17 protein-coding genes are annotated in these 17975 nt (G+C 67.7%); 9 read left to right on the top strand and 8 right to left on the bottom strand.

Annotated elements, in window-relative coordinates; all coding sequences use genetic code 11:
* Positions 1–1098: a mannose-1-phosphate guanylyltransferase/mannose-6-phosphate isomerase gene (locus ST3T6A_RS0107450; RefSeq protein ID WP_019832287.1), complete on the bottom strand. Its 1098-nt coding sequence runs from the start codon at positions 1096–1098 to the stop codon at positions 1–3.
* A gap of 254 nt (positions 1099–1352) precedes the next feature.
* Between ST3T6A_RS0107450 and ST3T6A_RS0107445 the strand changes: the two genes are divergently transcribed.
* Positions 1353–2054, top strand: coding sequence for a fatty acid desaturase CarF family protein (locus ST3T6A_RS0107445; RefSeq protein ID WP_019832286.1), 702 nt, complete (start codon positions 1353–1355; stop codon positions 2052–2054).
* Between the two features lie 4 nt (positions 2055–2058).
* Here ST3T6A_RS0107445 and ST3T6A_RS0107440 read toward each other — a convergent pair whose 3' ends face one another.
* A complete protein-coding gene (locus ST3T6A_RS0107440; protein ID WP_019832285.1) occupies positions 2059–2826 on the bottom strand; it encodes a lysophospholipid acyltransferase family protein in 768 nt (255 codons plus the stop codon).
* 152 nt (positions 2827–2978) lie between these two features.
* Here ST3T6A_RS0107440 and ST3T6A_RS0107435 point away from each other — a divergent pair, with 152 nt between their 5' ends.
* From ST3T6A_RS0107435 to ST3T6A_RS0107425, 3 genes are all read left to right on the top strand, one after another.
* The gene (locus ST3T6A_RS0107435; protein ID WP_019832284.1) at positions 2979–3779 is read left to right on the top strand and encodes an aspartyl/asparaginyl beta-hydroxylase domain-containing protein; all 801 of its coding nucleotides are present in this window, start codon (positions 2979–2981) and stop codon (positions 3777–3779) included.
* 97 nt (positions 3780–3876) lie between these two features.
* On the top strand, positions 3877–4620 hold the full coding sequence (locus ST3T6A_RS0107430; RefSeq protein ID WP_019832283.1) for a metallophosphoesterase family protein: 744 nt from the start codon (positions 3877–3879) through the stop codon (positions 4618–4620).
* 235 nt (positions 4621–4855) lie between these two features.
* Positions 4856–6166, top strand: coding sequence for a UDP-glucose dehydrogenase family protein (locus ST3T6A_RS0107425; protein WP_026359515.1), 1311 nt, complete (start codon positions 4856–4858; stop codon positions 6164–6166).
* Between the two features lie 123 nt (positions 6167–6289).
* Here ST3T6A_RS0107425 and ST3T6A_RS19575 read toward each other — a convergent pair whose 3' ends face one another.
* From ST3T6A_RS19575 to ST3T6A_RS0107405, 4 genes are all read right to left on the bottom strand, one after another.
* The gene (locus ST3T6A_RS19575) at positions 6290–6667 is read right to left on the bottom strand and encodes a hypothetical protein (protein WP_019832281.1); all 378 of its coding nucleotides are present in this window, start codon (positions 6665–6667) and stop codon (positions 6290–6292) included.
* 14 nt (positions 6668–6681) lie between these two features.
* Positions 6682–7695 (bottom strand): NAD-dependent epimerase/dehydratase family protein, encoded by a 1014-nt coding sequence (locus ST3T6A_RS0107415; RefSeq protein WP_019832280.1) that lies wholly within the window; start codon positions 7693–7695, stop codon positions 6682–6684.
* A gap of 102 nt (positions 7696–7797) precedes the next feature.
* Positions 7798–8808 (bottom strand): UDP-glucose 4-epimerase GalE, encoded by a 1011-nt coding sequence (gene galE, locus ST3T6A_RS0107410; RefSeq protein WP_019832279.1) that lies wholly within the window; start codon positions 8806–8808, stop codon positions 7798–7800.
* A 4-nt stretch (positions 8809–8812) separates the two neighbouring features.
* On the bottom strand, positions 8813–10705 hold the full coding sequence (locus ST3T6A_RS0107405; RefSeq protein ID WP_019832278.1) for a S9 family peptidase: 1893 nt from the start codon (positions 10703–10705) through the stop codon (positions 8813–8815).
* A 166-nt stretch (positions 10706–10871) separates the two neighbouring features.
* On the opposite strand from ST3T6A_RS0107405, the gene acs reads away from it, so the two are divergent.
* On the top strand, positions 10872–12773 hold the full coding sequence (acs, locus tag ST3T6A_RS0107400; protein WP_019832277.1) for an acetate--CoA ligase: 1902 nt from the start codon (positions 10872–10874) through the stop codon (positions 12771–12773).
* A 119-nt stretch (positions 12774–12892) separates the two neighbouring features.
* Positions 12893–13396, top strand: coding sequence for a hypothetical protein (locus ST3T6A_RS0107395; protein ID WP_019832276.1), 504 nt, complete (start codon positions 12893–12895; stop codon positions 13394–13396).
* Between the two features lie 48 nt (positions 13397–13444).
* On the opposite strand, the gene gorA is transcribed toward ST3T6A_RS0107395, so the two are convergent.
* Positions 13445–14791: a glutathione-disulfide reductase gene (gorA, locus tag ST3T6A_RS0107390; protein ID WP_019832275.1), complete on the bottom strand. Its 1347-nt coding sequence runs from the start codon at positions 14789–14791 to the stop codon at positions 13445–13447.
* A gap of 132 nt (positions 14792–14923) precedes the next feature.
* Between gorA and lepB the strand changes: the two genes are divergently transcribed.
* The 3 genes from lepB to era are packed head-to-tail and all read left to right on the top strand — an operon-like array spanning position 14924 to position 17330.
* Positions 14924–15775, top strand: coding sequence for a signal peptidase I (gene lepB / locus ST3T6A_RS0107385; RefSeq protein ID WP_157602560.1), 852 nt, complete (start codon positions 14924–14926; stop codon positions 15773–15775).
* Positions 15772–16440, top strand: a complete 669-nt coding sequence (rnc, locus tag ST3T6A_RS21445) for a ribonuclease III (RefSeq protein WP_019832273.1) — start codon at positions 15772–15774, stop codon at positions 16438–16440. The genes lepB and rnc overlap by 4 nt, the downstream gene beginning before the upstream one ends.
* Positions 16437–17330, top strand: a complete 894-nt coding sequence (gene era / locus ST3T6A_RS0107375) for a GTPase Era (protein ID WP_019832272.1) — start codon at positions 16437–16439, stop codon at positions 17328–17330. The genes rnc and era overlap by 4 nt, the downstream gene beginning before the upstream one ends.
* On the opposite strand, the gene ST3T6A_RS19570 is transcribed toward era, so the two are convergent.
* The gene (locus tag ST3T6A_RS19570; RefSeq protein WP_019832271.1) at positions 17297–17956 is read right to left on the bottom strand and encodes a peptidylprolyl isomerase; all 660 of its coding nucleotides are present in this window, start codon (positions 17954–17956) and stop codon (positions 17297–17299) included. The genes era and ST3T6A_RS19570 overlap by 34 nt on opposite strands.
* Positions 17957–17975 lie beyond the last annotated feature (19 nt).

Here is a 17975-nt window from a genome sequence, read left to right as displayed (position 1 = left end):
TCAGGCCCTTTCCCCGCCCATGTCGGGCCACGGCCGGTCGAGTGTGATGTGTCCGGCGCGCTTGAGCTGGTCGACGGCGCGCTTGACCTGCTGGCTGTCGCCGCGCGGCATGACGAGCACGGCGTCGCGGGTGGCGATGACGATGACGTCCTTGACGCCGATGGCGGCGACCAGCGGGCCTTCGGAGCGGATCAGGCAGTTGGAGGTGTCGATGGCGAGCACCTCGCCATGGTGGGCGTTGCCGTCATGGTCCTTGACCGCCAGCTCGTGGAGCGCATCCCAGCTTCCGACATCGGACCAGCCCATCTCGACCGGCACGACCGCGACGCGGTCCGCCTTCTCCATCACCGCATAGTCGATCGAATCCGACGGCGAGCGCCCGAACGCCAGCGGATCGGGATGGAGCCGGCCGCCCTCGCGCCGCCCCGAGGCCACCGCCTCGCGCGCGGCGGCCGCGATCGCCGGCGCATGGAGATCGAGCGCCGCCATGTAGCTCGCCGCCGTGAACAGGAAGATGCCGCCGTTCCACGAATAGCAGCCCTGCGCCAGATAGCCCTCGGCGGTGGCGAGATCGGGCTTCTCGACGAAGCGGGCGACGCGCTGGACGCCGGGCGCGATCTCCTCGCCGCGGCAGATATAGCCATAGCCCGTCTCGGGCGAGGTCGGCGTGATGCCGAAGGTGGCGAGCCAGCCGGCCTCCACCAGCGGCACCGCCTTCTCGATCGCGGCGTGGAAGGCGGAGACGTCACCGATGACATGATCGCTCGGCATCACCAGCAGCATCTGGTCGGGCTCGGCGGCGGCCGCCGCCAGCGCGATGGCAGGCGCGGTGTTGCGCGCGGCGGGCTCGAGGATCAGCGTGCCGGGCTCGATCCCCGCCTCATGGAGCTGCGCCTCGATCGCATCGGCGTGGGCGGCGTTCGCCACCACCATCGGTGCCGCGAACCGCTCGCCCCCCATCGTCCGCCGCGCCGTCATCTGGAGCATCGTCTCCACATGCGTCAGCGACAGGAGCTGCTTCGGACGCTCCGTCCGGGACAGCGGCCACAGCCGCGTGCCGGAGCCGCCGGACAGGATCACAGGGATGACAGAACGCATGAAAACTCGCAGCCGGTTAACCAAGGCCCCTGCCTTCCCCGGTGGTTGCAGTTTCGTCAAGCCGGCAGGCCTGCCCGCCCTGTGCTCCACGTCGCCGATGCGACCGAAGCCCGCAAAATCGGGGCGGATCGGGAACTTCCCTGCGCCTTGCCTCGCTTTGCCAGGGGTCGTAACGCCCCCCGATGGGGAATCGCGGCTTTCGATCCGCGCACCCGGGAGCTAAAAGAGGCTGCCGCGGAGGCAACCGGAGGTTTATGATTATTCGCATCGCCCTGCTGGCGCTGGCCTGCATTCTCGCGGCCGATATCGGCTGGATGGCCATGTCCGCGAGCCTCTGGATGCTGCCCGCGATACTGGCGGGCTGGTACGCCGCCGACATGGCGTCAGGCGTGGTCCATATGTACATGGACTATAAGCCCTCGCGTGCCGGGATCGGGCTCGACAAGATCTTCTTCTACGAAGGATCGCGCGAATCCGCCGAATATCTGGCGCTGCGCGACGCAGCCTTCTCTCAGCTCAACCCGATCGAGCGGCTGATCTACGACTTCAAGAACCATCATCCGCGCCCCGACGCGCTGGGCCGCCGCTCGATGGTCACCCAGATCGGCTCGTCCGTGCTGTTCGCCACGCTGCCCTTCACGATCCTCGCCAACATCGTCTTTCTGCTGTTCCCGCTGCCGCTGTGGCTGATCGCGGGCGTGCTGACCTTCGTGGTGGGGGCGAGCTTCGCCCAATATTTCCACGGGACGCTGCACCGGAAGGACAATCCGTTCATCGTGCGGGCGATGCAGCAGACGAAGCTGCTGATGAACGCCGAGGATCATCAGCGCCACCACGCGACGCTCCAGTGCGATTTCAGCACGATCAACGGCTGGTCCAACCCCGCGCTGAACCGCGTCTTCAACGCGATGCGCCGCCGCGGCTATCTGCGCGACGAGGGCCTCATCCCAAACTGAGGCCTCAGCGGCCCGCTTCCATCGCCGTCACCAGCCGCTCGCGCGCCTCAATCGCGAGCGCCTTGCGATCCGCCCAGCCGGACGGATCGATCGGGTCAAGAAAGCGGATCGTCACCTTGCGACGGCCCGGCAGGCCCAGCACGCGCATCATCTCGCGCCCCATGCCGATCCCCCGATCCCAGGCGAGATCGGGTGTGTCGCGGCCATAATCGATGGCGACGGGCTGGAGGCGGATGCCGGGCACCGGCGGCAGCAGCGCTTCGAACAGCGAGGCACGGAATGGCTTGACCCCCTGCCCGTCGCCCGTGCCGCCTTCGGCGAACAGCGCCACCGGGCATCCCTCCGCCAGCGCCTCGCGCACCAGCCCGGCCTGCTCGCGCACCTCGCCCCGCTTCTTGCGCGCGATATAGACGGTGCGGTTCAGTCCCGCGAGGAAACCGAAGAGCGGCCAGCGGGCGATCTCGTCCTTCGCCACGAAGCGCGCGCCCGAAGCGCCCGCCAGCACCAGAATGTCCAGCCATGTCAGATGGTTCGTCGCCATCAGCACATGCGAGCGCAGCGGCGTTCCGACGATGCGGACATCCGCCCCCGCCGCGCGGCCGGCCAGCCGCAGGAAGCTCGTCGGCCAGGGCGACCGCCGCCCGAACAGCCGCCACAACCCATGCAGCGGCACATGGACCGCCAGCAGCGCCGCGATCATCGCGACGCGGCGGCGGCCACGCCAGAGATTGGCGTCAACCGCGCTTTTCCCCGGCAGACTCAACGCGAGCACGGCATCCGTCCATCGACTCCGTCATTTCGTTCATTGGCGAGCATGGACCAAATGCCTATCAGGGACGATCGGGACGCTGCCGGTCGCATGATGCCGAGGTCCCCATGCGATCCAACAGGGTTGCCACGACGGAAATATCGGGACTGGGACATATGTCGAAGACGGTTGAGCTTAATCATAATATTGCGCAACTCTCCCCGGCGGATCCCGATCCCAAGCCCAACAAGAAGCTCGTTCCGAAAAAGCCCCTCTGGATGCGGATCGGCGTCCGCCTCCAGCCCAAGATCAACGCCATCGTGGCCCGCGCGTCCAGGATCGGCAACCATCCCTTTTACGAAACGCACAATTTTCCGTGGATTTCCGCGCTGGAGGAGAATTGGGAGGCGATCCGCGCCGAGGCGGCCAACGTCCTCCAGGATCTGAGCACCGTCCCCCCGCTCGCGGAAATCTCGCCCGATCACCGGCGGATCGCACCGGCGGGCAAGTGGCGCTCCTATTTCCTCTACGGCTATGGCTATCGGGTCGACGCCAATTGCGACGCCTGCCCGCAGACGGCGGCGCTGCTGAAGAAGGTGCCGGGGCTGAACTCGGCGCTCTTCTCGATCCTCGTGCCGGGCACGCATATCCCGGCGCACACCGGCGTCTCCAAGGCGATCCTCACCTGCCACCTCGGCCTTCAGGTGCCGCGCGAGGCGGAAAAGTGCCGGATGCGGGTGGATACCGAATATACCACCTGGGAAGAGGGCAAGGCCTTCGTGTTCGACGACATGTTCAACCACGAAGTCCTGAACGACACCGACGACACGCGCATCATCCTGCTGGTCCAGTTCCGCCGGCCGATGCGTCCGCTGGGCCGGCTGGTCGGCGGGCTGTTCATCTGGGCGGTGAAAAAGTCCCGTTTCGTGCAGGATGCGCGCCGGGGTGTCGCGAAGTGGAGCGAGCAGCGACATTGAGACGTTGACGCGGGCGGCCGTGTGAGCGTCGATGTCCATCGGCGCTTGTGCCGCTATTCTCCGGCTTCGGCCGGCGCCGACGGAGACGAACGCATCCATGCTCGGTTTCCTGAACCGAAAACCCGCACCGCCCTGCCTGCCGGCCGGGTTGCGGGCCTATGCGATCGGGGACGTGCATGGTCGCCTCGATCTGCTGACCGAGATGCTGGCGCGCATCCGCGAGGACAACGCCGCCCGTCCGCCCGCCGAAACGCGCGTGGTGCTGCTCGGCGACCTGATCGATCGCGGGCCGGATTCTGCGGGCGTGGTGGATCTGGCGATGCGTCCGCTCGATTTCGCCTCCCTGACCGTGCTCCAGGGCAATCACGAGGCGATGATGCTCCAGGCGCTGGCCGGCGATCATGAGGCGCTGACCGGCTGGCTCCGCTTCGGCGGCAGCGAATCCCTCCGGAGCTGGGGCGTCTCGCTCGAAGCGATCGAGCGCTATGAATATTCCCGTCTGATCGCCGCCTGCCGCGCGGTGATCCCGCCGGCGCAGCTCCGCTGGCTGGCGACGCGGCCGAGGGGATTGCAGCTCGGCGATTATTATTTCGTCCATGCCGGCATCCGGCCGGGAGTCGCGCTGCATCGCCAGTCGGATCAGGACCGGCTGTGGATTCGCGAGCCTTTCCTGCACAGCACCGCCCGCCACTTCGCCGTGATCGTCCACGGCCATTCGGTGACGCCGGACGTCGAGCTGCTGCCCAACCGCATCGGCATCGACACCGGCGCTTATGCGAGCGGCACGCTCACCGCGCTCGGCCTCGACGGCGAGGAGCAATGGATTCTCCAGACCGGCTGATCCGCTCGCCCGGCGGGAGATGGCCCCGCGCGCGCAGCACGTCCGAGCCCAGCCGCATCTTCGCCCAAGCCCACCACAGGCGATATCCGATCCGACCGAGCATCGTCATATTCGCGTGCCATAGCCCCCCGCCTGCCCGGAAGGATAGTGCTCGGCGGCCCCAAGAGGACCGCTTGCGCTCCCTCTCCCCATCATGCAATCAGCCGGCCGATATCGGCCTGAGAGTGAGATACCTATGCGGATTACCATGATCGGAACCGGCTATGTCGGGCTCGTGTCCGGCGCGTGTTTTTCCGACTTCGGCCATGAAGTGATCTGCGTCGACAAGGACGAGTCCAAGATCGCCTCGCTGGAACGCGGCGTGATGCCGATCTACGAGCCGGGCCTCGACGCGCTGGTGGCCACCAACGTGCGCGCCGGCCGCCTTTCCTTCACCACCGACGTGAAGGCCGGCGTCGCCAACGCCGACGCGGTGTTCATCGCGGTCGGCACGCCGTCGCGCCGCGGCGACGGCCATGCGGACCTGAGCTATGTGTTCGCCGCCGCCAAGGAGATCGCCGAGGCCGTTGACCACGACATCCTGCTCGTCACCAAGTCGACCGTGCCGGTCGGCACCGGCGACGAGGTGGAGCGCATCGTCCGCGAGGCCGCACCGGGCCGCACGATCCGCGTCGCCTCCAACCCCGAATTCCTGCGCGAAGGCGCCGCGATCGAGGATTTCAAGCGCCCCGACCGCGTGGTCTGCGGCACCGACGACGAGGCTGCTCGCGAGGCGCTGCGCCAGATCTACCGGCCGCTGTCGCTCAACCAGTCGGCCCCGGTGCTGTTCACCGGCCGCCGCACGGCCGAGCTGATCAAGTACGCCGCCAACGCCTTCCTCGCGACCAAGATCACCTTCATCAACGAGATCGCGGACCTCTGCGAGGCGGCGGGCGCGGACGTGCAGGAGGTGTCGCGCGGCATCGGCCTCGACAATCGCATCGGGCGCAAGTTCCTCCATGCCGGCCCCGGCTATGGCGGCTCCTGCTTCCCCAAGGACACGCTGGCGCTGCTCAAGACCGCCGAGGACATGCAGACGCCGCTCCGCATCGTCGAGGCGGTGGTGTCGGTCAACGACAGCCGCAAGCGCGCCATGGGCCGCAAGGTGCTGAAGGCGATGGGCGGCGAGGCGCGCGGCAAGCGCGTGGCCGTGCTCGGCCTCACCTTCAAGCCCAACACCGACGACATGCGCGACAGCCCCGCCATCGCCGTGATCCAGACGCTTCAGGACGCCGGCGCCCAGATTTTCGCCTGCGATCCCGAGGGTGTGGAGCAGGCGAAGAAGGTTCTGCAAGGCGTTGAATTCGTGTCCGATCCCTACACGGCCGCCGAGGGCGCGGACGCGGCGGTGATCGTCACCGAGTGGGACGCCTATCGCGCGATGGACCTCAGCCGCCTCGCCAGGACCATGGCGAAGCCGCTGCTGGTCGACCTGCGCAATGTCTATTCGCGCGAGGAGGCCGAGAAGGCCGGCCTCGACTATGTGGGCGTCGGCAAGCCGGCCTGACCCGATTGGAGCGGGAGGCGCCCAGCGTCTCCCGCTTCCGTCACCCCGGACTTGATCCGGGGTCCAGCTGCCTTCGCCGTGGCCGAGAAGAAGCGGGATCTCGGATCAAGTCCGGGATGACGGCTAAGAGGGGAGCCGAAGCCCCTCCTCCTCCTTCTCGATATGCGGGATAGGACAGCGCGACGCAGTGCCCTCCTCGCGGGCGCGCTCCATCGACAGGAAGATGCTGAGCAGGATCGGCCACGCCCAGGTCGCCGCCGCATCGCCCACCGTGTCCGGCCAGTTCCAGTTGCCGAGATAGAGCCGGTCCATGATCTCGTTGCCGATCTCGGCCGCGAAGACGACCGCCAGCGGCAGCGCGCTCCCCTGCCGCCGTCCCGTCACCAGCGCGGTCAGCGACCAGATGAGGAGCCCCGCCTGCACATGGACGAACTTGTCGCTCTCGCCGGACCGGGCGACGATCCAGTCGATCATGCCGTGATAGTCGTAGACCAGCTGCATGGTCCCTCCCGGCCTCAGGCGGCGCGCTTCGCCCTATAGCCCCGATACCAGTCCACCCACAGCGGAATGCCGACATCGATCGGCGTCGTCGGCTGGAAGCCGAGATCGCGCTGGATGGCGGTCAGATCCGCATAGGTGGCGGGCACGTCGCCGGGCTGCATCGGCTTCTCGATGCGGATCGCCTTGCGGCCGCATGCCTGCTCGATCAGCGCGATGAGTTTCTCTAGCTCTTCCGCGCGGTTATTGCCGATATTGTAGATGCGATGGGGAGAGTGGCTGCCCCCCGCCTTCTCCGCGCCATCGTCCGGCGGCGGGTTATCGAGCGCGGCGAGGATGCCGGTCACGATATCGTCGATATAGGTGAAGTCCCGGAGCATGTTGCCGCCGTTGAAGACCTCGATCGGCTCGCCCGAGAGGATCTTGTCGGTGAAGCCCCACACCGCCATGTCCGGCCGCCCCCACGGGCCGTAAACGGTGAAGAAGCGCAACCCCGTCTGCGGCAGGCGATAGAGATGCGCATAGCTCTCGCTCATCAGCTCGTCGGACTTCTTGGTGGCCGCATAGAGCGAGATCGGGAAATCGACGCGCGCCTCGACCCGGAAGGGCAGGTCCGGGCTCGTGCCGTAGACCGAGGAGGATGAGGCGTAGACGAGGTGCTTCACCTGCCGCGTCCGCCCCAGCTCCAGGATGTTGAGATGGCCGACGAGATTGGAGGCGGCATAAGCGCGCGGATTAAGGATCGAGTAGCGGACCCCGGCTTGCGCGCCGAGATGGACGATGCGATCGATCGATTCGCCGGCCAGCGCCGTCTCCAGCGCCTCATGATCGGCGAAATCGAGATGGTGGAAGGTGAAGCGCCCTTCCGCGCCCTCCTCACTCCGGATCGCAGACAACCTGTCACGTTTCAGCGACACGGGGTTATAATCGTTGAGATTATCGATCCCGAGCACATGCTCGCCACGACGGATCAGCCGGCGGCAGACATGCGATCCTATGAACCCGGCCGCCCCCGTGACGATGATGGTCATTCGCGCCAATCCCCTTCGCCCGCCCGCGCGGCGTGATGTGCTCCCCCGCTGCCGATAGCATGGCCGGCAGCGGGGTCACGCGATCTTCCGGTGCTAGCCCGTTCAGGCGTGCTGGCGACGCTCTTCCAGCCCGCGCTCCCACGCCAGCGCATGGGCGACGATGGTGTCGAGATCGGCATGACGCGGTTGCCAGCCGAAGGCCGCGACGATCGCGTCGTTGGCCGCCACCAGCGAGTCCGGGTCGCCCGCGCGGCGCGATTCCATGCGGCGCTCGATCGGGCAGCCCGCCGCTTTCTCGACCGCATCGAGCACCTCCAGCACCGAGAAGCCCCGGCCATAGCCGCAGTTGAGCGTGTGGCTCTTCTTGGGGTCCGCGATCAGCGCCTCCAGCGCCAGCAGATGTGCTGCCGCGAGATCGGAGACGTGGATGTAATCGCGCACGCCCGTTCCATCCGGCGTGTCATAATCGGTTCCGAACACGCTGACATGGCTACGTTTTCCGGTCGCCGCCTCGCCCGCTACCTTGATGAGGTGGGTGGCGCCCGCCGTCGCCTGACCGGCGCGGCCCTGCGGATCGGCGCCCGCCACGTTGAAGTAACGCAGCGCGCAATAGTTGATCGGGTGCGCGGCGGCGGTGTCCTTCAGCATGATCTCGGTCATCAGCTTGGACATGCCATAAGGGTTGATCGGCCGCGTCGGCGTCATCTCGCGGACGGGGCTCTCGTCGGGGATGCCGTAGGTCGCGGCGGTCGACGAGAAGATGAAGTGAGCGACCCCGCCCGCCACCGCCGCCTCGATCAGCGTGCGGCTGTTGGCGGTGTTGTTCCCGTAATATTTCAGCGGGTTCTCGACGGACTCGGGGACGACGACCGAACCCGCGAAGTGCATGATGGCGCCGATGTCATGCTCCGCGAGGGTGCGGCCGACGAGCGCCGCATCCCCCACATCGCCTTCGACGAACACAGCTCGCCCGTCCACCGCCCAGCGAAAGCCGGTGACGAGATTGTCGAGCACCACCACAGGCCAACCGGCGTCGAGGAGGGCCAGCACGGCATGGCTGCCGATATAGCCGGCACCGCCCGTCACGAGCACGGGAAAGCGCGTCGTCGTCATAAGATCAATGTCCCTTCAGGTAACGGTCGAACCATTCCACGGAACGCCGGCGGACGTCGGCGACGTGCGCCGGGTTGCGGATGCCATGGCCCTCGTCAGGATAGATGACGAGGCTGGTGGCAACGCCCATCGCCTTCAGCCCGTTCCAATATTCGATCGACTGGGTGGGCGGCACTTCGATGTCCCGTTCTCCCACCGTGATGAGCGTCGGGGTCTTCGCCTGGTTGATATACTTGATCGCCGAGACGTCCCAGTAGGCCGCCTGGTCCTCGTACATCGTCTTGCCGAAGAAAGGTGTCATCCATGTGTTGATACCGTTGGTGCCGTAATAACTGATCCAGTTGGAGAGGCCGGCCGCGGCGTGGATCGCCTTGAAGCGATGCGTCTGGGTGTTGGCCCACATCGACATGAAGCCGCCATAGGAGCCGCCCATCAGGCCGAGGCGGTTGTCGTCGATCGGCGCGCCCTTCTCCACGGCGTCGATGCCGGCGAGGATGTCGCGCAGGTCGCCGCCGCCGAAGTCGCGCTTGTTGGCGGCGGTGAAGGCCTCGCCCTGCCCGTAGCTGCCGCGCGGATTGGGGTAGAACAGCCAGTAGCCCGCGCCGATCAGCGCCGAGGTCGTGCCCTGCCAGACGAACTGCGGGATCGAGGCCGCCGCCGGGCCGCCATGGACGACCGTGATCATCGGCTGGCTGGCCGGGCCGCTCCACGCCGCGCCCTTCGGCGCGAGGAGCCAGCCCTGCACGTCCTTGCCCTCGCTCTTCCACGTCAGGCTGCGGGCGACGACGATCGGCTTATAGCCGTCATTGTCGTGGCTGATCTGCGCCGGATGCGAAGCCGGGCCGGCGAAGATGGCGGGGCCGTGCTCGTAATCCTGCGCGACCGTCGCGATCAGGCCGTTCTGCGAATAAGCGACGCGGCCGTCGCCCGCTGAGAGGCTGACACCCGCCGACCAGACAGCCTCGCCCGCGCCCTTGGCCGGATCGATCTCGACGATCACCGCCTGATCGCCCTTGAGCGCGGTGGCATGGAGCCCGCGCGCGTCCCAGTCGAGCGAGGTGAAGCTGCCCTTGTAGCCCGGCGTCGCGTTGCGCGGAGCGCTGCCCGCGAAAGGCACCGTCCAGACATCGCCGCCGACCGAGCCGAAATCGCTCATCAGGCCGCCGATGAACGCCACCGTCCGCCCATCGGGCGAGACGCGCGGGAAGTTCGCCTGCACGCCCGGCGCGGTGATGGTGCGGACGGCGCCGGTCTTCGCGTCAATCGCGTCGATGGTCGCGACCCACCAGTTGGCATCGCCATTGCCCTTGGCGGTGGTCGCGACGAAGCCCTTGCCGTCGGGCGTCCAGTCATATTCGTAGACGAAGCGGTCGGCCGGCGAGACGAGGCGGAGCGCCCCGCCCGCGAGCGCCACGATGGCGATGCGCTGCTCGTCATTGGCCTCGCCGATCTCGCCGACCTCCCGCGCGCCGGCCTGGGTGGCGCCGGTCTCCTTGCGCGCGCCGACCGTGGCGAGGATCGCGATGCTCTTGCCGTCGGGCGACCAGCGCGGCTCCGCGGCGAGGCCGTCGACGCTGGCGAGCTTCCGCGCGCCGGCGGCATCGTGGAGCATCAGCGTGGCGGTGCCGGCCTTGCGGTCCCGCGCGATGAAGGCGAGCTGCCCCGCCGGGCCGAAGCTCAGGCCGCTGTAGGAGCAGGCCGCGCACGGATCGAGGCGCGAGAGCACCCGTCCCGTCGCCGCCTCGCGCAGCACGATGATGCCGCGTGCCTCGGTGGCCGCATCGGGCTCGTTGGCGCTGTCGACGGTGGCGATGCGATCGCCGGCCCGCGCGAAGGCCAGACCTGCGAACTGGTGGAGCGGCTGGGCGATGGCCGGAGCCGCGGATGCCAGCAACATGGAACACGCAACGAGACGATAGCGCACAAGGCCCCCTTCGATATCTTTCCGGCTAGGCGATAGCATGGCGACACCTCTTCGCAACGTCGCCATCCTCCTTTCACCCCACTTGCGCGGCCGGGCGGCATTGACCACAAGCGCCCCAAGCATGGATGGAGAGAGCCGGATGTCTGAAGCGCGCCCGATCGATGTCGCCACGAGGGAGGCGATGCAGATCCGGTCGCTGGACGACCCGGACGGCTTCTGGCTCGAACAGGCCGCCCGTCTCGACTGGATCAAGGCACCCGCCAAGGCCGGCGACTGGTCCTTCGACGAGCAGGATTTCCATGTCCGCTGGTTCGAGGACGGCGTGCTCAATGTCGCCGCCAACTGCCTCGACCGCCATCTGGCAACGCGGGCCGACCAGACCGCGATCATCTGGGAGCCGGACGTCCCCACCGAGGAGCCGCGCCGCTTCACCTATGCGCAAGTCCATGCCGAAGTCTGCCGCTTCGCCAATGTGCTGAAGGCCCATGGCGCGAAGAAGGGCGACCGCGTCACCATCTACATGCCGATGATCCCGGAGGCCGCCTTCGCGGTGCTGGCCTGCGCGCGAATCGGGGCGATCCATTCGGTGGTGTTCGGCGGCTTCTCGGCGGACGCGCTGGCCGGCCGCATGGAGGATTGCGGCAGTACGCTGGTCGTCACCGCCGACGAGGGCCGGCGCGGCGGCAAGCATGTGCCGCTCAAGGCCTATGTCGACGAGGCCTCGACCATCTATGGCGGCATCGAGACGGTGATCGTGGTCCGCGCCACCGGCGGCGGCGTTGCCATGAAACCCGGCCGCGACGTCTGGTATCATGAGGCCGCAGCACAGGTTTCCGCCGACTGCCCGGCCGAGCCGATGTCCGCCGAGGACCCGCTGTTCATCCTCTACACCTCGGGCTCCACGGGGAAACCCAAGGGCGTGATGCACACCACCGGCGGCTATCTGCTCTGGGCGGCGCTCACCCATGCCACCGTGTTCGATTATCGCGAGGGCGAGGTCTATTGGTGCGCGGCCGATATCGGCTGGGTCACGGGGCACAGCTATATCGTCTATGGTCCGCTGGCGAACGGCGCGACCACGCTGATGTACGAAGGCGTGCCCAACTGGCCCACTCCGTCGCGCATCTGGGAGGTGGTGGACCGCCATCAGGTCGCGACGCTCTATACGGCCCCCACGGCGCTCCGTGCGCTGATGAAGGAGGGTGACGGCTATGTCACCCGCACCAGCCGGAAGTCGCTCCGCCTGCTCGGCTCGGTCGGCGAGCCGATCAACCCGGAAGCGTGGCGCTGGTATCATGAGGTGGTGGGCGAGAGCCGCTGCCCGATCCTCGACACATGGTGGCAGACCGAGACGGGTGGCCACATGATCACGCCGCTGCCCTCCACCCCGCTCAAGCCGGGTTCGGCGACGCTGCCCTTCTTCGGGATCGAGCCCAAGCTGCTCGATGGCGAGGGCCATGAGCTGCACGGAGAGGCGGAGGGCAACCTCGTCATCGCCCGCTCCTGGCCCGGCCAGATGCGTGGCGTGTGGGGCGACGAGAAGCGCTATTTCGAGACCTATTTTCGCACCTTCCCCGGCGTCTACACGACCGGCGATGGCGCGCGGCGCGATGCGGACGGTTATTACTGGATCACCGGCCGCGTCGACGACGTCATCAACGTCTCCGGCCACCGCATGGGCACCGCCGAGGTGGAGAGCGCGCTCGTCCTCCACGAGAGCGTCGCCGAGGCTGCTGTCGTCGGCATGCCGCACGACGTGAAGGGTCAGGGCATCTACGCTTATGTGACGCTCAACGTGGGCGTGGAGGCCAGCGAGGAGCTGCGCAAGGCTCTGCGCGATTGGGTGCGCCACGAGATCGGCCCGATCGCCACGCCCGACGCCATCCAGTTCGCCCCCGGCCTGCCCAAGACGCGCTCGGGCAAGATCATGCGCCGCATCCTGCGCAAGATCGCGGAGGGCGAGGTCGGCGCGCTGGGCGATACCTCGACGCTCGCGGACCCGGCGGTCGTCGACGATCTGGTAAGGAACCGCGTGCATTGATGGAGCCGCCGGGAACGGCCGGCGATGCGACGAGTCGAAGCGCTCAGCCGGCGCCGTTCAGCCGGTTGTCAGTCGATGAACGATAGCTGACGCGTCGCACTCCAGCAGAAAGACGCCCGGTGACCCGCACGCTTTTCGTCGCCCTGATCGCCACCGCCGCCCTCAGCGGCGCCGCGCACGCCCAGTCCGGCCGGCCGATGCCGTCCTATGACGACGGAGAGCCGCCGCAGGCCGGCGGCTATTACGACAGCTACGGCACCGCCGACGCCCGCGAGGATGCCGATCGGGGCGCATCGTCGCACTGGGTGACGCCCAAGCCCTATGCCCGCGCGGATCAGGTCGACGAGGGCACGCCCAACGACGCCGCCCACCGCGCCGACCGCGCCTATACGGCGCAGCTCAACCGCAATGCCAACACGCGCCCGGCCCGCAGCCCCGGCACGCGCTCCAGCGCCTATTCGCGCGAGCAGGCGCAATATCAGGCGGAGCTTGCCGCGCACGACCGGGCGATGGACGACTATCGCTATGCCCGGCAGCGCTATGCCCAGCGCATCGCCAACTGGCGCGCCCGCGCGGACGCCTGCGAGGCGGGCAACATCGACGCCTGCGACGGCCCCGAATAAGCCACGGGCCCGCGAGGCCGGCGCCGCCCAGCGCCGGCCCGCCAATGCTTATTTCAGCAGCACCAGCTCTTCCGACATGGTCGGATGCAGCGCCACCGTATCATCGAACTGCGACTTGGTGAGGCCGGCCTTCACCGCCACCGCCGCCGCCTGGAGGATTTCCGGCGCGTCCGGCCCGATCATGTGCAGGCCGAGCACCCGGTTGGTCGTGGAATCGCACACCATCTTGTAGAGTGCGCGCTCGTCGCGATTGGCGAGCACGTTCTTCATCGGCCGGAAGTCCGATGTGTAGATCTTGACGGTGCCGTACTTGTTGCGCGCCTGCGATTCCGTGAGGCCCACGGCCGCGATCGGCGGATGGCTGAACACCGCCGACGGGATGCAGCCATAGTCCACACGGCGCGGAGTGCCGCCGAACTGCGTGTCGGCGAAGGCCTGACCCTCGCGGATCGCCACCGGGGTAAGCTGCACGCGGTCGGTGACGTCGCCTACCGCGAAGATCGAGGGCACGTTGGTGCGGCTGTCCCCGTCCACCTTGATCGCGCCCCGCTCGCCCATCTCGACGCCCAGCGCTTCGAGGCCGAGCCCTTCGCTGTTGGGCAGGCGGCCGGTCGCGAACATCAGCAGGTCGGCTTCGATCGGATCGTGGCCGGTGACGTGGATGGTGAGCGTGCCGTCCGCTTTCTTCTCCACCTTCTCGAACGGTGCGTGGAAGCGGAAGTCGATGCCCTTCTTGATCGAGATCTGGAGCAAGCGGTCGCGCACGCTGTCGTCATAGTGGCGCAAGATCTCGCCGCCGCGGTTGATGATCGTCACCTTAGCGCCGAACTCGTTGAAGATGCCGGCGAACTCGTTGGCGATATAGCCGCCGCCTGCGATCGAGATGCGCTTCGGCACGCTATCGAGATGGAAAGCCTCGTTGGAGGTGATGCCGTGCTCGGCGCCGGGGAAATCGGGGATGGCCGGCCGCGCGCCGGTCGCGATCAGGATGATGCGCGCGGTGTGGCGCGTGCCGTCCGCAAGCTGCACCTCGTTCGGGCCGGTGACGACGGCGCGCTGGTGGAAGACCTGCACGCCATGGCTGTCGAGCGTATTCTGGTAGAGCCCTTCCAGCCGGTCGACGTCGGCGAGCACATTGTCGCGCAGCACCGTCCAGTCGAACCCGCATTCCGGCACCTGCCAGCCGAAACGCTTGGCGTCCTTCAGATCCTCGGCGAAATGCGCGCCGTAGATCAGCAGCTTCTTGGGCACGCAGCCGCGGATCACGCAGGTGCCGCCGACGCGATATTCCTCCGCCATCGCCACCTTCGCGCCGTGCGCCGCCGAGATGCGCGCCGCGCGGACGCCGCCCGAACCGCCGCCAATCACGAACAGGTCGAAATCATGATCGGACATGGCATCAGGCTCCTTGGGGTGGTGGGCGCGATGTAGCTTTCGTTTCGGCTTCCGCCAATCGCTTCTCATCATCACAGACATCGACCGTCTGCGCGGCTTGACCTCGACCCGCCGGTTCCGCAAAGCCCTTTCGTGCCTGCCACTTCATCGACCGCGCTCGACTCCGCCCGTTCCCCCCGCTCGTCCCATGACTGGTGGGGCGCGATCCGTTTCGTCTTGGCGGTGGCCGCGCTGGCGCTGGGGCTGCGCTCCTTCGTGGTGATGCCGCGCAGCATCCCGTCGGAATCGATGATGCCGCGTCTTTTGGTGGGCGATTATCTGCTGGTCGCGAAATGGCCCTATGGCTGGTCCCGCTTCAGCCTGCCCTGGACGCCGGCCAGCCCGCACGGCCGTCTGCTGGGCCGCGCGCCGGAGCGGGGCGATGTCGTCGTCTTCCGCGCGCCGCCGGACGACAAGGCGGACTATATCAAGCGGCTGATCGGGCTTCCGGGCGATCGCATCCAGATGCGCCATGGCGTGCTGTGGCTGAATGGCAAGGCCGTGCCCAAGGTCCGCATCGCGGACTTCATCGTGCCGATGGCCGCCAACACCGAATGCAGCTCCATCCCGGACGTGCAGGTGCCCTATGGCGCCGGTGCCGACCCGGAGGGCCGCCGTATCTGCCGCTTCCCCCGCTATCGCGAGACGTTGCCGAACGGCATCAGCTACGACGTTCTCGATCAGGGCGAGACGCCGCAGGACGACACGCCTGTCATCACCGTCCCCGCCGGCCATTATTTCATGATGGGCGACAACCGGGATATGTCGGCGGACAGCCGCTTCGCCGCGGCGCCGGGCGGCGGCGTCGGGCTGGTGCCCGCCGAGAATCTCGAAGGCCGTGCTATCGTGACCATCTTTTCCACCAACGGTTCGGCCCGCTGGCTGAACCCCAGGAGCTGGCTGCACGCGATGCGGCCGGCGCGCATCGGGCACGGTTTCCAGTGAGCGACGATCTTCTTCTCTGGTTGGAACAGACGCTCGGCCATCGCCCTGAGGCGCCTGAGCGTTTCCTCTCCGCCCTCACCCATTCGAGCCATGCCGGCGAGAGCTATCAGCGGCTGGAGTTTCTCGGCGACCGCGTGCTCGGCCTCGTCATGGGCGAGTGGCTCTATGCGCAGTTCCCGAAGGAACCCGAGGGCAGCCTCTCGCGCCGCCTCAACGCGCTCGTCTCCGGCGAGACCTGCGCCGAGATCGGCAAGGAGATTGGCGTCGGCCCGCATCTGCGCCTCGGCAAGCAGGCGCGCGACGACGGGGCGCAGTTCAGCACCTATGTGCTGGGCGACGTGGTGGAGGCGCTGATCGGCGCGGTCTTCCTCGAAGCCGGACTGGAGGGCGCGCGCGCCTTCGTCCGCAAGGCGTGGGGCGATCGCGTGCTCAAGCAGAACGCCGCACCCAAGCATCCCAAGGCCGAGCTTCAGGAGTTCGCCGCCGCCAAGCAGTGGCGCCCGCCGGTCTATGCGATCGCGCGCAAATCGGGGCCGCACCATGCCCCCACCTTCACCGTCACCGTCGAAATCCCCGGCCGCGCCTCGGCCGAGGGGAACGGATCGTCCAAGCAGGAGGCCGAGACCGAGGCCGCCCGCGCTCTTCTCAAGGAATTGAAGTCATGACCGAACGGTGCGGCCTGGTCGCCGTCGTCGGCGCGCCCAATGCGGGCAAGTCCACCCTCGTCAACGCGCTCGTCGGCCAGAAGGTCGCGATCGTCAGCCCCAAGGCGCAGACCACGCGCGTCCGCCTGATGGGCATCGCCATCGAGGGCGAGAGCCAGATCCTGCTGGTCGACACGCCCGGCATCTTCGATCCCAAGCGCCGGCTGGACCGCGCGATGGTCGCCGCCGCTTGGGAAGGCGCGCAGGACGCGGACCTGATCCTCTTCGTGATCGATGCCAAGACCGGCATGACCCGCCGCATCGAGCCGCTGATCGAAGCTATCGCCACCCGCCGCGAGCCCAAGCTGGTCATCCTCAACAAGGTGGACGTGACGCCCAAGGGCGAGCTTCTCGCCCTCGCCTCCGCGCTGCACGAACGACTGAACCCCGAGGCGATCATGATGGTCTCCGCCTCCACCGGCGACGGCGTGGCGGACTTGAAGGCGCATCTCGCCCAGCGCGTCCACGAAGGGCCTTGGCACTTCCCCGAGGATCAGGTCTCCGACGCGACCGACCGGATGCTCGCTGCCGAGGTGACGCGCGAGCAGCTCTATCTCCAGCTCCACGCCGAGCTGCCCTATGCCTGCGCGGTCGAGACCGAAAAGTACGAGGAGCGCGGCGACGGCTCGGTCGCGATCCACCAGCAGATCCTCGTCGCGCGAGACAGCCAGAAGGCGATCGTGCTCGGCGCCAAAGGCTCGCGTCTGCGCGAGATCGGCAGCCGCGCGCGCGCCGAGCTGGCGCCGCTGCTCGGCCGCAAGGTCCACCTCTTCCTCCACGTCAAGGTCAAGCCCGACTGGGAGGAGGATCGCAGCCTCTATCGCGAGATCGGGCTCGACTGGGTGGATTGAGCGGCCGCCGCCTCGCGGTGCGCCGAGACGATCTTCACCGGCGCCACGAGGAACTGCCCCTTCATCACGCCCGTCCCCTCGGTGGGCGAGGTCGGCTCGTCGAGGATGTGGCGGACGATGTCCATCCCCTCGACGACATGGCCGAAGGCCGCGAAGCCGAGATTGTCGCCCGGCTGCTTGGGATCGGCGTCCATCGAGGGAATGGCGCCGACGGTGATGACGAAATCCGCGTTCGCCGTGCCCGGCGCGGCGCGCGCCATGGTGATGGTGCCGTCGCTGTGGGTGAGGCCGGTCTGGGTGGTCGGCTCATGCCTGATCGGCGGCAGCACACGCTTGGGATCGTTGCGCAGGCCGCCCTGGATGAAGCCATAGCCCGGCGCCACCTTGGTCGCGCGGTAGAAGGTGACGCCGTTCAGCCGCTTCTGATCGACATAGCGGAGGAAGTTGGCGGTGGTGATCGGCGCCCGCTCCTTCTCCAGCTCCAGCACGACCCTGCCCTCGCTCGTCTCTAGATCGACGCGCACCGTCGCGGGCTTCGGCGCGGGCGGAGGCGGCGCGGCGGCAGGCTCCTGCGCGAAGGCAGCGGTGGAGACCAGGGCGGCAAGCAGGGCGAATCGCAGCATCATGCGCAAAGCCTAGCCCATC

The sequence above is a fragment of the Sphingomonas sp. PR090111-T3T-6A genome, from assembly GCF_000383095.1.
Classification (GTDB): Bacteria; Pseudomonadota; Alphaproteobacteria; order Sphingomonadales; family Sphingomonadaceae; genus Solisphingomonas.
The sequence above is the reverse complement of the archived record's forward strand: the minus strand, read 5'-3'. Positions and strand labels throughout refer to the sequence as shown.